General features: G+C 59.3%; 13 protein-coding genes. 5 read left to right on the top strand and 8 right to left on the bottom strand.

The annotated features are described in order from the left end of the window. Positions 1–71: 71 nt before the first annotated feature. The 5 genes from ASN_RS01985 to ASN_RS01965 form a co-directional block, all read right to left on the bottom strand. Positions 72–3,392 carry an efflux RND transporter permease subunit gene (locus tag ASN_RS01985; protein WP_407922291.1) on the bottom strand — a complete coding sequence of 1,107 codons (3,321 nt, stop codon included), beginning with the start codon at positions 3,390–3,392 and terminating at the stop codon, positions 72–74. 195 nt (positions 3,393–3,587) lie between these two features. Further along, positions 3,588–4,424 (bottom strand): hypothetical protein, encoded by an 837-nt coding sequence (locus tag ASN_RS01980; protein WP_058987051.1) that lies wholly within the window; start codon positions 4,422–4,424, stop codon positions 3,588–3,590. A gap of 111 nt (positions 4,425–4,535) precedes the next feature. Further along, complete coding sequence (locus ASN_RS01975) at positions 4,536–5,498, bottom strand: efflux RND transporter periplasmic adaptor subunit (RefSeq protein ID WP_006559761.1); 963 nt, start codon at positions 5,496–5,498, stop codon at positions 4,536–4,538. Positions 5,499–5,513: 15 nt separating this feature from the next. Further along, the gene (locus tag ASN_RS01970; protein ID WP_006559760.1) at positions 5,514–5,720 is read right to left on the bottom strand and encodes a DUF1656 domain-containing protein; all 207 of its coding nucleotides are present in this window, start codon (positions 5,718–5,720) and stop codon (positions 5,514–5,516) included. Next, the gene (locus ASN_RS01965; protein WP_058987050.1) at positions 5,720–7,804 is read right to left on the bottom strand and encodes an FUSC family protein; all 2,085 of its coding nucleotides are present in this window, start codon (positions 7,802–7,804) and stop codon (positions 5,720–5,722) included. Before ASN_RS01965 ends, ASN_RS01970 begins: the two co-directional genes overlap by 1 nt. A gap of 315 nt (positions 7,805–8,119) precedes the next feature. On the opposite strand from ASN_RS01965, the gene ASN_RS01960 reads away from it, so the two are divergent. After that, positions 8,120–9,268 carry a metallophosphoesterase family protein gene (locus ASN_RS01960; protein WP_058987049.1) on the top strand — a complete coding sequence of 383 codons (1,149 nt, stop codon included), beginning with the start codon at positions 8,120–8,122 and terminating at the stop codon, positions 9,266–9,268. After that, on the top strand, positions 9,265–11,991 hold the full coding sequence (locus ASN_RS01955; RefSeq protein WP_058987048.1) for an AAA family ATPase: 2,727 nt from the start codon (positions 9,265–9,267) through the stop codon (positions 11,989–11,991). The genes ASN_RS01960 and ASN_RS01955 overlap by 4 nt, the downstream gene beginning before the upstream one ends. On the opposite strand, the gene ASN_RS01950 is transcribed toward ASN_RS01955, so the two are convergent. Continuing rightward, positions 11,975–13,435: a carbohydrate porin gene (locus tag ASN_RS01950; protein WP_058987047.1), complete on the bottom strand. Its 1,461-nt coding sequence runs from the start codon at positions 13,433–13,435 to the stop codon at positions 11,975–11,977. The two genes, ASN_RS01955 and ASN_RS01950, sit on opposite strands and share 17 nt — an antisense overlap. 207 nt (positions 13,436–13,642) lie before the next feature. Here ASN_RS01950 and moaB point away from each other — a divergent pair, with 207 nt between their 5' ends. The 3 genes from moaB (at position 13,643) to ASN_RS01935 (ending at position 15,498) form a co-directional block, all read left to right on the top strand. After that, positions 13,643–14,197 (top strand): molybdenum cofactor biosynthesis protein B, encoded by a 555-nt coding sequence (moaB, locus tag ASN_RS01945; RefSeq protein ID WP_006559877.1) that lies wholly within the window; start codon positions 13,643–13,645, stop codon positions 14,195–14,197. Continuing rightward, positions 14,190–14,771, top strand: coding sequence for a DJ-1/PfpI family protein (locus ASN_RS01940; RefSeq protein ID WP_006559878.1), 582 nt, complete (start codon positions 14,190–14,192; stop codon positions 14,769–14,771). The genes moaB and ASN_RS01940 overlap by 8 nt, the downstream gene beginning before the upstream one ends. 67 nt (positions 14,772–14,838) lie before the next feature. Further along, a complete protein-coding gene (locus ASN_RS01935; protein WP_058987046.1) occupies positions 14,839–15,498 on the top strand; it encodes a POTRA domain-containing protein in 660 nt (219 codons plus the stop codon). 304 nt (positions 15,499–15,802) lie between these two features. Here ASN_RS01935 and folE read toward each other — a convergent pair whose 3' ends face one another. Both folE and apaG read right to left on the bottom strand, forming a co-directional pair. After that, positions 15,803–16,417: a GTP cyclohydrolase I FolE gene (gene folE, locus ASN_RS01925; protein ID WP_058987044.1), complete on the bottom strand. Its 615-nt coding sequence runs from the start codon at positions 16,415–16,417 to the stop codon at positions 15,803–15,805. A gap of 39 nt (positions 16,418–16,456) precedes the next feature. Further along, positions 16,457–16,930 carry a Co2+/Mg2+ efflux protein ApaG gene (apaG, locus tag ASN_RS01920; RefSeq protein WP_035379548.1) on the bottom strand — a complete coding sequence of 158 codons (474 nt, stop codon included), beginning with the start codon at positions 16,928–16,930 and terminating at the stop codon, positions 16,457–16,459.

The raw sequence follows: 16,930 nt of genomic DNA, 5'->3' as shown, positions 1-16,930 counted from the left end.
CGTCCTTGTCTGGTTGGATGAATGGCCTGTGTCTTACCGTCTTTTGGCGGGAATGACCATGTGAGTTGCCCTCAGGAGGGATGAGAGGACGCAACATCCGCATCGGGCCGGTGCCTGCCGGCAAAGCGGTTGCGCAACGCGGTGGCCTTGCGGCGTGTCCATGCGCTGAGGCGATGCATGAACAGATACACAACCGGCGTGGAATACAGGGTGAGCAACTGGCTTGTGGCCAACCCGCCTATGACCGCAATGCCCAGCGGGCGGCGCAGTTCAGAGCCATAGCCATGCCCAAACACAAGCGGCACCGCGCCAAAGGCGGCGGCTAGGGTTGTCATCAGAATGGGGCGGAAGCGGGTGATGCACGCCTGATAGATAGCCTCCCGCGGGGGCAGGTTCTGCTCGCGCTCGACATGGAGGGCGAAATCAATCATCAGAATGGCGTTTTTCTTCACAATCCCGACCAGAAGAATAACACCGATCATGGCGATCAGGGAGAACGGTTCCTGACAGATCCAGAGTGTCAGCATCGCCCCCACGGCGGCGGATGGCAGGGTGGAGAGAATGGTCAGGGGCTGGATGTAGCTTTCATACAGAATACCCAACGTGACATACATGGTGGCCAATGCCGCTATGAACACCAGCAGTTCATTGATCATGTTTTTCTTCATATCTCCGGCCTGACCGGAGAAATCTCCGTGCAGGGCAATGGGCGTATGAAGGCTGATCATGGCCTTCTGAATTTCAGATGTTGCATCGCCCAGGGATTTTCCGGGGGCGAGGTCAAAGGATATGGAGCCGGAGATAAACCCGTTCTCGTGACTGACCTGTAGCGGGGTGGGGGTAGTGACCAGCCGCGCCACGGTGGGGAGTGGCACCATGGTTTCAGAGGAAGAAGACACAGCCGACCCGTTGGAGGCTCCGGCACCGCCACCTGCCAGCCGGTTGGCAATGGCGTTGCGGAAGGATTGCTCGCTCAGCGTGACGGCCTGCGATGTTGAGGCATCGGTCGGTTTTTTGACGCGCACTGTGTTGGATGCAATGGCGCCAGAGGCCGTGCCGCCAGCGGTGGAGACCCAGAGCGTTTTGAGGGTATCCGGGTTTTCACGGAAATATTTTTCAACTTCCATCACCACGTAATAGGTCGTCAGCGGTGTGGATATGGCCGAGGCTGTTCTCTGCCCGAAGGCATCGTACAGTGCATTTCCGATCAACTGGGGCGTTACCATATAACGGGCTGCGGTATCACGCTGAATGAGCACATGCATGGCGGTACCGTTGCCGGAAAGCTGGCTGTTGACCCCAACCAGAACCTTGCTTTTGCGCAGCAGTTCCGTCAGGCGCGGCACCCACGTATAGATGTCCTCATCATTATCGCTCTGGAAGATGTAGGTGTAGGTGCCCTGATGCTGGCGCTGCCCACCACCATTGATATCCCCGGCATTGGAAATACTGGCGGTAAGGCCCGGAATATCGCGCACCCGCGCCCGCACACGGGCGGCAATCTGCTCCGGTGTTGAGGTGCGGCTTGCCTTATCCGTCAACTGCGCAAAAACCTGCGCTTCATTGGCGGAATCCTCGCCTGCAAAGCCCAGAACGGCTTCAACATCATGGTCAACCATCATGGCCTGCACCACTTTGCGGGCCTTGTCTGATGTAGCGGTGAAGGAACTGGTCTGGTCCGTGCTCAGATAGCTTTCAATCAGCGAGATATCTTCTGCCGGAAGAATGGTTTTGGACATCACGATCAGAATGCCGATGGTGGCAAAGAAGCTGAGCGGCAGGGAAGATAAAATGAGCCACGGATGCCGCAATGCCCAGCGGAGCGAGCGGGTGTAGCCGCGCATCAGCCATTCCAGCCCCTTATCCGTGGCGTCGGCCAGAAGGGAGGCCATGCGGACCAGAATGTTCCTGCTGACGGTATGATGGCCCCCTTCCTGATGCACTTCCAGCATGTAGGCGCACATCATGGGGGTGAGCGAGATGGACAGGAAAAACGAGACCGTGACGGCTGTTGTCAGCGTCATGGCGAATTCAAAGAAGATCTTGCCCGGCACACCGCCCAGCAGAAGCAGGGGCAGGAAAACCGCAATCAGGGAAATGGTGATGGAGAGAATGGTGAACGCAATCTCGCGCGAGCCCAGAAGTGTTGCCTCCATGCGGCTCATGCCCGCTTCCATGTGACGGGCAATGTTCTCTACCACTACAATGGCGTCATCCACCACAAAGCCGGTGGCGATGGTGAGCGCCATCAGCGAGAGGGTATCCAGCGAGAACCCCAGCACATGCATGATGGCCAGAGAACCAGCCAGTGAGATGGGCACGGTAATGGCTGGAATAAGCGTGGAACGCCAACTGCGCAGAAACGCCAGCACCACCAGCACCACCAGCAGGACCGAGATCAGCAAGGTATATTGCGTATCAATCAGAGCGCCACGGATGGATACGGACCGGTCTGACACCAGTTTGAAAGACACATCAGGCGGCAGCGCATTGCTGAGAATTTCAGCGCGTGCGCGGATGGCGTCTGTCACTTCAATCACGTTCGCGCCGGGTTGCGGGCGGATAACCGTGATAATGGCGGGCTTTTTATTATACCAGCCCGCCTTGCGCTCATCCTGCGGGCCGTCGCGCACCTTGGCCACATCGGTCAGCCGCACGGGCCGCCCGTTACGGTAACCAATCACCAGATCCCGATACTGCTCTGCCGTGCGGGCCTGATCATTTGTTTCTAGCGTCAGGCGCTGGCCGCCGGAATCCACGAAGCCTTTGGGGGTATTGGCGTTGGCAGAGGCCAGCGCCGAGCGCACATCTTCAAACCCCACGCCATATTTATAGAGCAGCAGGGGGTTCATTTCCACGCGGACCGCGGGTTTGGAGGCACCTACCAGTTCCACCCAGCCCACGCCCTTTACCCCGGAAAGCAGAGGCTTCAGCCGCGTTTCCGCCAGATCCCGCAAAGCGGAGGGGGACCGGGTATCCGATGTCATGGCCGCCAGCATGATCGGGCTGTCAGAAGGGTTGGCTTTATAATATTGCGGCGGCATCAGCAGGGTGTTGGGCATGTCCTGCCGGGCAGCTTGCAAGGCGGCTTCCACATCACGCGCGGCCCCGTTGATATCCCGGCTGTCATCAAAAAACATCAGGACAAAGGCGTCCTTGTCCGTTGAATCGGAGCGCATGCTGGTCAGGCCCGCAATCTGGCCCAGATGCCGTTCAAGCGGGGTGGTGAGAGAACTGGCCATCTGCTGCGGCGAACTGCCGGGCTGGGACGCCACAACATAGATTACGGGGACGGAAATATTGGGCAGATCAGCCACCGGCATGGCGCGGTAGGCAAACACGCCTGCCAGCACAAAGGCCAGGGCCATTAAAATGGTGCCGACAGGCCGCATGATAAAAAGTCGGCAGAGGGACAAGCGTGATCTTCCTTAGCGTACGGGGAATTTTCCCGGCGCTGCGGTGCAACGCGGGGTGAGGTGGGGCACCGTGTCTGTTCCCGGCAGCATAATGTTAAAACTGGGTAACGAAAATACGAATCTGTGGGCCGGGGACGCTTCTGCGCAAGGTAGAGGGAAAAAAGCGCAGGCTCATGGTATTGCGGTCACACGGTCAGCATGGGTGCGGGCAGGCGGTGCGCTGGCGTCTGGAATAATTTTGCCGCTGCCATCGCGTTCCGTCGCCAGAGTGTCGCCTACCTTGTCCACAATAATGCTGCCGCTGGACATGACGTGAAAAACGCCCACATCCGTATTCCCATGCATCACGGCATCCCCCGTGCTGGCGGAGGTGATTTCAAGCGCCTGCAAATGGCCGGACTGTGCGGTGAAGGTGGCTGATCCACCCAGATAGAGCGCCAGCGCAGGGGCCGTAATGGCACGAATGGTGACAGGTGCTGCCGTTTCAGAGCGGATGCGCGCGGAATCTGACAGGATGCGGATGGTAATGGGGCCGGTGGAGGTGGAGACCAGCCCCAGTTCGCCCGCTTTGCCCATTTCCACCGGTGCGGACCCGGCACGGATGAACACCGTGCTTTTGCGGTCATCCAGCAAAACTGCCGTGCGGTCTGCGTTGTCTATGGTCAAAGGGGTTGTGGGGCGGGTGGTAACGGTCAGGGCGCTGGCCAGCGGTGTGGCGGCCGTGCAGTTGGCCTGGGTAATGTAGATTACGTTGTCCTTGCCCACAGTGGCGGTCACGCCGGAGGGGAGGGCATCTGGCAGTTGTGCCGCGCCATGAATGTCGGTTGAAGCCGCCACATGCAGGCGCGTCAGGCACGGTGTGCTGATGCTTACACCTTTACCATCCAGATCAACCGCAGCGTGCGCTGGGCGTGTGGCCAGTGCCAGAAAGGGAAGGATCAGGGCGGCGCGGGATACAAGGTGAATAAGTCGGGCGGCGGAATGCATCATGGCGGTATTATGTGCCATGCCTCAGGCTGGGCCGTCCAGTTGGCGTTGCACCGTGGGCGGCCCAAGTCTTCATAAAAATACCCGGGTGGCCCGTGTTGTTACAGGGACCGTTTTTTATGCGTAGGGTTGTCAGTCGTGGGTGCCGCTGCCTCCTGTGCCTCCCATAAGGGTGTCATGCAGGCGGTTCAGGGTTTCAGTCAGCGTATCATGGGCACGTTTGCCTTTGCTGCCCACAACGGTGACGGTTGTTGTCATGCCCGCGGCAAGCTGGGTGCCGGGGGGAATGCTGTCAATGTGAACACGCACCGGAATACGTTGGGCCAACCGCACCCACGTATAAACCGGATCAACCGAGGGCAGGCCCTGCGTGGCGGGTGTTGCGTTGGGGGTTGCAATACCACGGGTGATACTTACCACATGGCCCCACATGGGCGCGCGGTACCCCATCAGATCCATGCGCACGCGGTCCCCGACATGAATGGCGCGGATCTTGGTTTCTTCAAAATAACCATCCACCCAGTAGGATGACGCATCAATCACCCGGATGTTGGGTTGCCCCGCCGTGGCAAAATCCCCTACACGCATGATCAGGTTGGTGACATAGCCTGTCACCGTGCTGCGAACATGGGTTCGGTCCAGATTGATCTTGGCCTGCGAGAGCGCGGCCAGAGCCTCCCCATACTGGGCTTTGGCAATGTCTGCCGTGGCCTGATACACCTGCTTTTCTTCCCGCGAGGCAGCAGCTTCCGTCAGTTTGTCACGCCGGGTCTGCTGGGTGTCTTTCAGCACCATGTCCGCCTGCCGCTCATTCACGCGGGCAGTGGCCGTTGCAAGCGCGACCTTGAAGTCAAAAGGATCGATATCGTAAAGAACATCGCCTGCGTGGACAAACTGGTTGTCCCGCACGCGCACATCAATAATCTGGCCGGAAACACGGGGGGCGATGTCTGCCACCTGTACACGCACCTGGCCGTTACGGGTCCAGGGCGCGGCGGTATAATAGTCCCACAGCACAAAGGCAACAACGGCGGCAATGGCAAGGATTGTCCCGGTCGTGACAAACTGCAGGGCGCGGCGGGCGCGTTCAAACACGGTGGGAAAGTCCTTTCACAGCAGAATAGTATAAAGGCCGATCAGGCAGACAAGCAGCCCGAATTCAGCCAGTGGCAGGTTCCAGATCACGCGGCGGGCGCGCACTTTTGCCAGAATGGGGCTCAGGATCAGCAGCGTGGCAATAGCCAGCCCGGCATGCACCACAAAAGAGGACACAAGCAGTCCCCCCACATCCAGAACGGGCCTGAGGTCAAGTTCCATCAGGTGGCCTTCCAGCGTTGGTCAGGCAGCGGCAGCAGATCATACAGATGCAGGGCCGAGCGGTTATGTTCCAGCAGCCGGATGGCCCCCACCATGGCGGAGACAGCCGCCAGTGCCGTGGCCATCTGGCCATGTGGCAGGGTGATGCTGTGGTCAAGCAGCAGGCGGGCCTTGTGGCGCATGCGGTAAACGGCGGCATCAATATTGTAGATGATGGTGGAACGGTAGGCGGCCTCCGCATCTGCACGGATAGCGGGAATGGTGGCGGCACGTTGCAGATGGCGGCGTGCACGGGCCAGTTCCACGTTCAGTTCATCCAGACTGGAAAGCCGCATGAACACGCGGGTCTTGGCCTTGTTGGAGGGCAGGTAGCTGTTCCATTCCAGAATACGGCACAGGCGATCATAATGGCGGCTGATCAGGGCGGAGCCTGCCTGCTCCCCATGCCCTTCAAACTGGAGCCGCAGATCATGCCCGATTGTCAGCGCCACGCGGAAGCGGCGACGGTTGGCGGAGGGCGGCAGCAGCAGCACCAGTGAAATGAAGATGATGATGGCCGAAAACAGATAGAGCACATTGCGGTCAATAAAGGCCGAGGGCTCGTAATTCTGTTCGTTCGCCACGCCCAGAATGACAAAGAAGAACACGCCGGCGTTGAACCCCACGGTGGCGGTCTTGGGGTTGAGCAGCAGTAGGCAGGCCGCGAAAATAACGGGCAGAATGGCCATGGCCAGAAACGGCATGTCCGCCCCATGCGGCAGCACGCCAAAATTGAGGACTGCCGCAACCGCAACGGCCAGAGGGGTGCCGATCAGCGCGCCCATGCCAAAGCCGCGGGCGTTATAGGTGGTGGCCGCCAGCGTAAGAATAATGGCCACCTGAGACAGCGCCGTATAGGTGGCTGGAATATCGGAAATCACGCACAGCCCGGCGGCGACCGTAAAGCCGACCAGTGTACGCAGCCCGGCCAGCAGGGCGGCAATCACGTCCTGATGCTGGTCAATTTTCAGGTCGGGCGCGGTTGTGCGGGCGCGGCGACCGTTCTCGAAGGCATCAATGCCGTCCGCGGCCCAGCGGGCATCAGAAAGGAGGGCCATGGAGCGTTCAATCAGCCACGCCTCATCCAGTGTCGGCCCGCGGGAGAGTTCCTCGGCATGGGCTTCCCGCGCCAGATCTTCCAGATCATGCACGGCCTGACGGGGGGAGGCGACGGGCGTGCCATCTCCAAAAGCTGTGCGGATATGGTTGAGCACCGGGCCGGAGATTTCTCCGCGCCGCAGAACAGCAGCAATGGCGCGGCTACAGCTCAGCATTTCCAGCAGGGCCACCATGGCGGAGCGTGCCCCGGCCAGCCGCACATGGGCATCGGGCAGTTCCGTTTTGGCGAAGGAGGCCTGAGACGTCAGGGCGATGATCTCGCCTGCCAGCCCGGCGCAGGCTGTCTCATCAGGAATGCCGTGGCCCGCTATGGCCTCACGCGCAATGCGCTTCACCATGTCTGCTGTGCGGTGGAGGTTGGCGGCCAGTTTTTCAAAGGCGGTGGGGGAGCCAAAAAAGTCGTTTACGGCGGCAGTGGCGGCAATCCCCACGATAATGGCGGACACGCGGTTAACCGTGACATCAAAGGCGGCTGCCGGATTATCAATGCAACTGATACCCACAATGGCCACGGTGTAGCCGGAGAGCATGGCGGCATAGGCGCGGAAATCTTTTTCCAGCGTGCCGATAATGGTGCACAGCGTCAGCCACAGCGCCACGCCCCCCAGAAACACGCCGCGCTCCTGATTAAAGCAGGCGGTTAGGAACAGGGCCACAAACGCGCCGATCATGGTGCCAGCCAGCCGGTATACCGCCTTGGAGAGCACCTGCCCGCGCAGGGGCTGCGCCAGAATCATCACGGTTACGGCGGCGGAACCGGGGGAGGAAAGTTGCAGCCAGAAGGCCGTGCTCAATGCCAGCACGGCGGAAAGCCATGTGCGCAGGCAGAACAGGAACCAGCCCGGCGGAAACACGCCTTTGGGCAGTGGAAGGCGCACGCCTTTCCAGAAGCCGACAGTAGAGGCGGCTGGGTGTTGTATACTCATCCTTTTTCCGCCCGTGCCGCTTTACTCGAAACCATTTGCGCCAGACATGCGCGACTCAAACCAGCCTGCCCCCGACTCCTATTGGTATAAAGTCTATTAAATTAAAATATAAACTCTGGCGTGATGCCTGTAACGCTGGTCGGGGTTGCGTGGAATGCGCAAGACCCCGCGCCTCCGGCTTTCGGGGCCCGTAACCCTAGAGCCTGCCTTCTTTTATGGCACCTGAATAAGGTGTCACAAAGGCGCACCCGCCATGGTTTTCTTCTTCGGAATGTGATGTTCAAGGGAAGGAATAAGGCCGGATGGGATCATGTGATGAAATTTGTGCACACGTCTGACTGGCAGATTGGCCGGACATTCCGTTTTGCGGATGATGACACTCTGGGCGCCCTTCAGGCCGAACGGGTGGAGGTGATCAGGCGGCTGGGGCAACTGGCCCGGCAGGAAGGGGCTGCCCATGTGCTGGTGGCGGGGGATGTGTACGAGCATGAAACTCCAACCGAGAAAACCCTGCATCAGCCCATGGAGCGCATGCGCCAGTTTGCCGATGTGCAATGGCACCTTATTCCCGGCAATCATGATGCGGATACACCGGAAGGCGTCTGGGCCCGGCTGCTGCGTGAGGGAGCCGTGCCGGAAAACGTGACGGTGCATCGGCAACCCGGCCCCGTTCGGCTGGTGGGGGCTGAAGAGGCATGGTTGCTGCCTGCCGTGCTCCAGCGCCGCCATGTGCTGAGTGATCTGACGGCTTATATGGATGAAGCGCCCACCCCGCCGGATGCCTTGCGGATTGGCTTGGCCCATGGCTCGGTAACCGGCTTTGGTAATGGAGAGGAAGCCGACCATAATCCGGTTGCCATAGACCGCGCCAGAAAGGCGGGGCTGAGTTATCTGGCGTTGGGAGACTGGCACGGGTTCTGCCAGATTGATGCCCGCACGGCGTATTCCGGCACGCCGGAGACAGACCGTTTTGGGGCCGGTGGTGGCGGTGGCGGCGAGGCGCTGGTGGTAAACCTGCGTGGCCCACGCGCCGAACCAGAGGTTACCCGGCACAGAACCGGGCGTTATGTCTGGAAAAAGTTTGAGGATGTGACCCTAACCAACGCCGAGGATATTCACGCGCTGGAAGCCCGTGTGCGTGGTGTGGCACCAGATAATCCGGGGGCTGTTCTGGTATGGCTGGTGGTTTCCGGTTTGCTGAATGTGGACGATATGGCGCTGTATGAAAGCACCATCATCCGCCGTTTGAGCGGGGCGGTGGCGTGTCTGCGCCTGTCTGGCGCGCCACAGCTTTCTGCCGGGCTGGATGATCTGGAACGCTTTGGCCCCGGTGGGGCCGTGCGCACGGCGGCGGAGGTGCTGCTTGAGCAGGCGCAGGGCGGAGGAGAGGAAGGCGCAGTGGCTGCCGATGCATTGCAACGGCTTTTTCTGTTCTGGAACGAAGTGGGAGGGCAGGCAGCATGATCCTGACTGATGTGCAGGTTGAAGGGTTTCGCCGTTTTGCTTCGCCCGTAAGGCTGGATGGGCTGGGGCCGGGGCTGAACGTGCTGGCTGCCCCGAACGAAGCCGGAAAATCCACATTGTTGCTGGCGTTGCGGGCGGCGTTGACCCTGCGCCATTCTTCCAAAAGCAGCGTGATCAAGGGGTTTGCACCCTATGGCGGAGGCGCGCCGCATGTGGCCCTGAGTTTTACCTGGAAGGGTATGGCCTGCACGTTGGAAAAACGGTTTCTGAACAAAACCTGCGCGCGGTTGCGGCTGGGGCCGGAGCAGTTTGAAGGGGATCAGGCTGAAGAAAAGCTGCGGGATCTGCTGGGGTTGGCGGACGCAGGGAAAGGCGAGGCCGCAGGGTTATGGAATGCGTTGCTGGTGGGGCAGGGAGAAAGTTTTACCCAGCCGAACCTGAATGAGGCCGGGCATGCCAGTTTGCGGGATTGCCTTGAACAGGGCGTGGAAAAAGCCGTGGGCGGTGCTGCGGCCAGTGCCGTACTGGCTAAAGTGCGGGACCGCCTGCTTCTGTTGCAGACAGCCTCTACAGGGAAACCGACAGGCCGCTACAAACAGGCGTTGGAGCAGGAACAGGCCGCACAGGACCGTTTGCAAACTCTTGAAGCGCGTAAAGCGGCTTTGGAGGAAGATCTGGTGGCGCTGGAACAGGCGCGCCGCATCCTGCGGGAGCAGGAAGACCCGGAGCGTAGGGCGCATGAAGAAGCCGCGCTGAAAGAATTGCGCCTTGTGCGGGACAAGGTGCTGCGGCTGGATGCCGAGGAACACGCCGCCCGTGCGGCACTGACCGCTGCCATTACGGCCTGTTCAAGCGCGCGGCAGGAACAGGAAAGGCGGCAGGAAAATAAGGTAAGGCAACTGCACCTTGAGCGCGCGTGTGCCGAGAGCCAGCAGACGCTGGATGGGCTGGCGCAAAAGGTGCGGCAGGCTCGGAGATGCCTTGATCTGTGTCGTCAGAAACGGGAACAGGCTGAACAGCATCACCAGCACCGCAGACAGCAGCGTATGGTGGCGGCCCGGCACGCGACGTTGCAGCAGATGCAGGACTCGTTGGCGCAGGAGCGGGCGCTTTTGCATCGTGCGGAAGCCGCTTTTGCGCGGCTGGAGCAGGAACAGGCTATTCTGGCGGCTCTGCGCGTGGATGAAGCGAGCATCCAGCGTATTCGCAAGGCCGCGCGGCAGCATGAGCAGGCAGTTGCCTTGCTGGAGGCAAACGCCCCTGTTCTGAGCATGGCCCTGCTGCCCGAAGCAGCGCAGCGCGTGACGTTGAACGGCGCCCCCTGCCGTGAGGGAGAAATACGCCTGACCGCCATTACTACCGTACAGATTGAAGGTGTCGGGCAGTTTCAGATCACACCAGCCCGGCAGGAACAGGACGACGTGCAGGGTAAGGTTCAGGCCACCCTTGCCCAATTGGAAACCCTGCTGCAACAGGCTGGTTGCCAGAATGTTGCGGAGGCCGAGCACCGTTTTGAGGAGCATCGACAGGCGGAAGTTCGTCTGGTGGAAGCGCGTGCTGCTTACAGGGCGACATTGCCAGACGGCACCGATCTGGCGCGCGATAACGGCGGCCAGGCGCTTGCGGCGTTGCGCAAGACGATCATGCAAAAGGATGCTGATCTGGCGCTGGCCCGTAAGGAAAGTATTGCTGAGGGAGAGGGGGCAACAGCCGACGCTGACGGCGTGCCGCCGTGTGGTGCTGATACGCTCCTGACGCCTGATCAGGCGGCTGAGGCCGAAGACCAGGCCGCGCGCGAGGCCGAGAATGCTCGTCACGCCGAACGGGATGAGCAGGCTGCCTGTGCTGTGCTTCAGGCTGAACAGGACAAAGCGGATGCCGCGTTGCGTGCGCTAACGCAGGCGCTGGAGCATCTTCAGCGTGAGCAGGCCGTGAGCGTGGCGCGGGAAGCAGATGAGGCTCTTGCCCAACGGGCTGAGGAGGCGCAGCGCGCGCAGGCCACCGCACAGGCCCGCGTGGAACAACTGGCGCAGGCTCGGCAGGAGGAACAACCTCTTTCCGTGGTGGAAAGCGGTATCAGACGGCGCGAGCAGGCTCTGGATACGGCTCGGACTGCCATCACCCGGTTGCGGGAAGATATTCGCGGGCGGGAAACCCGCGTGCGTCTGGCAGAAGGCGAAGGGGTGGATGAGCAGATAGCCGAGGCCCGCCGTGCCGTAGAGCGCCTGCGCCTTGAACGCGAGGGCTGTGAACGGGAGCGGGCAGCGCTTGTGCTGCTGCAAAACACGCTGGGGCAGGCAGAGCGAACCCAGACCGAACGCTATCTGGCCCCGTTACGGCGCACCATTCAGCCTGCTTTTTCGGCCGTTTTTCCGGGTGCCAGCGTGGCGTTTGATACAAGCTTCGGGGTGGAGGCGCTTACACGCCGGCAGGCGGAGGAGTTCAACAAGCTCTCGGATGGCACGCAGGAGCAGATTTCCGTTCTGGTGCGGTTGGGCTTTGCAGAACTGCTGCATGCGCGGCAGGGCAGCAGCATTCTGGTGCTGGATGATGCCCTGAGCTTTTCTGATTCCCTGCGGCTGGAGCGCGTGTTTGATGTGCTGGCTGATGCCGCCACACGCTTCCAGATTCTGGTGCTGACCTGCCGGGCAGAAACCTTTGCAACGCTGGGTGGCAGGGCGTTAACCCTGCAACCCTTGGCGGAGTTTACAGAACCACGTTGAACTGAAGCGCCATAACGGCGGCATCATGGAAGGTGGTGGTGCCGCCGGGGCGGTTGATATACTGGAAGTCTGGCTGAAGGGTCAGCCCGTTGGCCACATGGGCGTTATAGAAGAATTCGTAAATGTTTTCGTGCGACTGCACGCCCCATACCTGCCCCCACTGGTTGGACTGGAAGGGCTGGCCACCAAAAATGGAGGCCTCCTGCTGCAAGGCCACCGTGCGGCTCATGTTCAGCCACTGATACATGACGCCAATGCTGTCCAGCGGGCGGCCCCATGGCTTTCCGGTTTCCAGCATGCCGGTCCAGATATGGTGGGACATGGCGGTGGTCTTGCCGTCCGTCCACATATAGCCAGCCATGGCGATCAGGCCGTTGGTGGGGCCTTCTCCGTTGCGCACAAGCATCTGGTCTGCATGCACCCAGGCGCTGGCACGGCCCGCATGGTAACGGGCAGGCTGGCCGGTCAGCACCCATGGGTTGCCGTTCACGTCCTCATACAGATCCTTGTATTTGGAGTTATCGTAGCTGTACCCGGCTTTGTAATGGCCTACCAGCTTGTCCTTGCCGAAGGACGGCATCCAGCCGATTTCAACCGGGGTTGAAAATTTGCCCAAGCCGTCCTGTGCCCATGCCCAACCGGAAATACCACCGTTGAAGGCATGGGGAGAAACGGCAAACAAACCAGCCATAATATAAGTGTCATTTGTGGGCATGACACGAGCAACAGCACCCAGGTTGCCGGAGGGCCAGTCCCGGTTGCCTTCCGTGTATTTGTTGGGGGCGGGGTTACCGCACACCGCCACGTTCATATACATACAGTAGAGGGGGGAGGCGGCAAAAAAGCTGCCAACCGGAATCCAGCCTGCACTGATATCCAGATGATTGTTCAGGAAGGAGTGCTCCCCATACAGATAGACCAGATGCGCCACCACGTTCCCACGCGCACCGTAGATCTGCTGCACACCGCCAATGGAATCACCAATGTAATCCGTGCTCAGGTTCCGCCCGTGGCCGTTCACCACCATCATGTGGGTCCAGAACCCGTCCATCAGTTTGGTGTTGGTCAGCTTGCCCCAGTCCACATCCAGTTCCACCCCAACCTGCCCGGCGTTGGTGACACCCTGCTTGCGGCCCCCTTTGAAGTTGCCTGCCAGTTCTTCATGCACGTCAGCCAGAATATGAATGCCGTGGTCCAGCAGCCATGGCTGTGCGCCCCACCAGTCCCCAAAAAAATGGTTGTGGCCATAGGGGGCAGAAAACAGAGGGCCGGGATCTTCTACCGGGCTGGCTTCATTATTGGCTTCCAGACTGGGCCAGAGCCCGACCGAACTGTTGCCGCCCGTAAGGATCTGGGCATGAGCCTGACCGGAATAGGCCGAAACAAGCAGACAGGTAAGGGAAAGCGCGCAAAAGGAAGAAAGGCCAGGAGAAGAGAGTGCCATGATGTGTTGATTTTTTCTCGTGGATTAAAGAAACTTCGCCGAAGTAAAGTTTTCGTTTTTGGAGAGGGCGGGGTTCGGATTAAAACATTTTTACATGGTTTGGTTCCCAATATGCGTGTTTGATGGTGATTTTCGGGCGCTGGTCTGTATTTTTTTGACGAGTGATGCGTTGCTGCATCAGAAACTAAAGGGAATAACCCCACTCTTATGAGCAAGATTGATACAACCCGCCCGTTTCTGCCGGTGCGTATTGCAGTCATGACTGTATCGGATTCACGTACATTGGAGACCGATACATCAGGCCAGGCACTGGTTTCCCGCATTGAAGGCGCGGGTCATGTGCTGGCGGACCGCACCATTGTGCGGGATGATGTGCAGCAGATTACAGAACAGCTTAGAAACTGGATAAACGATCCTCTGGTTGATGTTGTCATAACCAACGGCGGTACAGGTGTGACCGGCCGGGATGTGACGCCCGAAGCGTTTGAGGACGTCCTTGAAAAGCGCATTGAAGGCTTTGGCGAACTTTTCAGGATGCTATCCTACAGGAAAATCGGCACGTCCACAATCCAGTCACGCGCGCTGGCGGGTGTGGCGAACGGCACCTACCTGTTTGCGCTGCCCGGTTCCACGGGCGCTGTGAAGGACGGATGGGACGATATTTTGGTGTTTCAGCTTGATAGCCGGCACCGTCCCTGCAACTTTGTGGAACTGATGCCCCGCCTGCGGGAACATCTGAGCGAAGGAGACCACCATGGCTGATGATGCTGTAAAACTGCTGATGCTGGCAGGCGACTATGTTGAAGATTATGAAATCATGGTGCCGTATCAGGCGCTCCTGATGCTGGGTTACAAAGTGGATGTGATCAGCCCCGGCAAAAAGGCAGGGGACAGCGTGATAACCGCCATTCATGATTTTGAGGGCGCGCAGACCTACAGCGAAAAACGCGGCCATAATTTCACGCTCAACGCCACGTTTGAGGACGTTGATACGGATGATTATATTGGGCTGGTTGTGCCCGGTGGGCGTGCACCGGAGCATCTGCGCATGAACCCGCGCGTGATCGAGATTGTCAAAGCCTTTGCTGATCGGCCTCTGGCAGCCATCTGCCATGGCGCGCAGCTTCTGGCCGCGGCGGATATCATCAAGGGGCGTAAGGTTTCTGCCTATCCGGCGTGCCGCCCGGAAGTAGAACTGGCGGGCGCGACCTATGCCGATATTCCGGTAACGGATGCCGTGACTGATGGCGAACTGGTAACAGCGCCTGCATGGCCGGCGCACCCCGCCTGGCTGGCGCAGTTCATCACGGTTTTGGGAGCATCAGTCTCTATTTAGTGCATTGGCATCTCCATCCTGTTGTGCATCATAACGGTGTATTTTCAACAGGATGGAGCCAGTTTTGATGCGTAACGCCGTACCTTGTGCCGTAATTGGGCTCTCTCTTCTGGGGGCAGCCATTCCGGCATGGGCGCAAACGCCAACTTCCATCCCGCCGTCTGATGCACCATCCCAGACGCCACAGAGCAAGGAAACGACGGCACTCCCGCCCGTCAATAAGCCCTTGGTTCTGAAGCAGCTCACCATTGCCGGTAACCAGCGTATTCCCTCAAACCGTCTGATGGCGGCAGTACCCTTTCATGTTGGAGACACCATTTCCCAATCCCGCATTACCGAGGGATTGCAGGATGTGATGAAAGTCTACCAGCAGGAAAATGTGGGCGGGAAATTCCACCAGAACCTCAAGATCAACGGCAAGGACGTGATTGTGGAGTGGACGGTTGAGGAAACGGGCGCTGCTGCTGATCCGGTCCGTCCTCTCAAGCTGGAAAGCGCGGACTTTACCGGCAACCTGCATATTTCCACTGCTAACCTGCGTAAGGCGCTTCACATTCAGCCCGGCGGCATCGTCACACCAGCAGAAGTGCTGAGTGATGAAAAATCCGTGCAGGCCATGTATGTGAAGAAGAACATCGGCGTGACGATTGTGCCGGAAGTGCGCTACCCGCATCATGATGATCGCGTGGCCATTACCTATCACGTGACCGAAAGAGCTCCCGACTGATCAGGAGCGGTAGCTGAGGCAGATATACCTGCCCGGCCCGGTGTTCATCACGTTTGTTCAAGCAGGTTATGGCAAGCGTGAGGAAGGATTTCCTTCTGACAGGGCATCGGCGTTTCAAGAAAACGCAAACGGGTGCCAAGGCGGCGGCGTCCCTTGGAAAGAGGAGACGGCTACTTTGACCGTGGAACTTGTCTTGGAAAAAAGCAGGCGCGGGGCCGATGTGGCCCTTTTGGGGCTTAAAAAGCCCCTGCCATAAGAAAGAAAAAGCCTGCCAGACAAATCAGGCAGGCCTTTCAGTCGTTTCTCAGTATTCGCAGGCGCTGGGACGATTGAGCATGGCCATCAGTTCGCGCCGCGTGTCAGAATTGGTGCGGAACACGCCCAGCATGCTGCTGGTAACCATGGACACACCGGGGCGATGCACGCCGCGCGTGGTCATGCATTCGTGGCTGGATTCAATGATAACCGCAACGCCATGAGGTTCCAGCACATCGTTGATGGTGTTGGCAATCTGGGCGGTCAGCCGTTCCTGAATTTGCAGGCGGCGGGCGAAGGCATCCACCACACGGGCCAGCTTGGAAATGCCCACAACCCGGCTACGCGGCAGATAGGCTACGTGAGCACGGCCGATAATGGGGGCCAGATGATGTTCGCAGTGGCTTTCAAACCGGATGTCCCGCAGCAGGACAATCTCGTCATACCCTTCCACTTCTGAAAACGTGCGTTCCAGCAGGGAACGGGGGTTTGTTTCATACCCTTCAAAGAATTCTTCATACGCACGCACCACGCGGGACGGGGTATCATGCAGCCCTTCACGGGTGGGGTCATCCCCGGCCCAGCGCAGCAGGGTGCGAACGGCCTGTTCGGCTTCCGTGCGTGACGGACGGTTATCGTTTTCGGGCAGAGAGTCGCTGCTCATGCCAAGCTCCAGCAATTGTCTTATGGAATGAAGGGGGGGCTAATGGATCTGCCGGATCTGAAACGGGCTATCCAGACTGAAGGCCGGAATGGCGATTTCAAACCGGCGGCCTGAATTGAGGTCCCGCATGTGGTAAGACCCACGCATGAATCCGCCAGCCGTGGTGAGGGACACACCAGAGGTATAATCAAACCCGTTCTGCGGACGGATGACGGGCTGTTCACCCACCACGCCTTCTCCATGCACATATTCTGTGCGGCCGGAGGCATCCGTGATGTGCCAGGTGCGTTCTGTGAGTTGCACAGTGGCGGAGCCTGCATTTTCAATGCGAATGCGATACACCCAGCAATACATGTGCTCATCAGGTTCAGACTGGTCGGGTAGCCAGAACACCTGCACACAGACGCGCACATCCTCAGTTACGGCCTCGTAGGCCGGAACTGAAGAGAAGAGTTCGTTCAAGGCGTCTTCCGGATCATGGGACATGGGCGGTGAAGCCGACCAGTCGGACAT

The sequence above is a fragment of the Acetobacter senegalensis genome (assembly GCF_001499615.1).
Taxonomy (GTDB): Bacteria; Pseudomonadota; Alphaproteobacteria; order Acetobacterales; family Acetobacteraceae; genus Acetobacter; species Acetobacter senegalensis.
The sequence above is the reverse complement of the archived record's forward strand: the minus strand, read 5'-3'. Positions and strand labels throughout refer to the sequence as shown.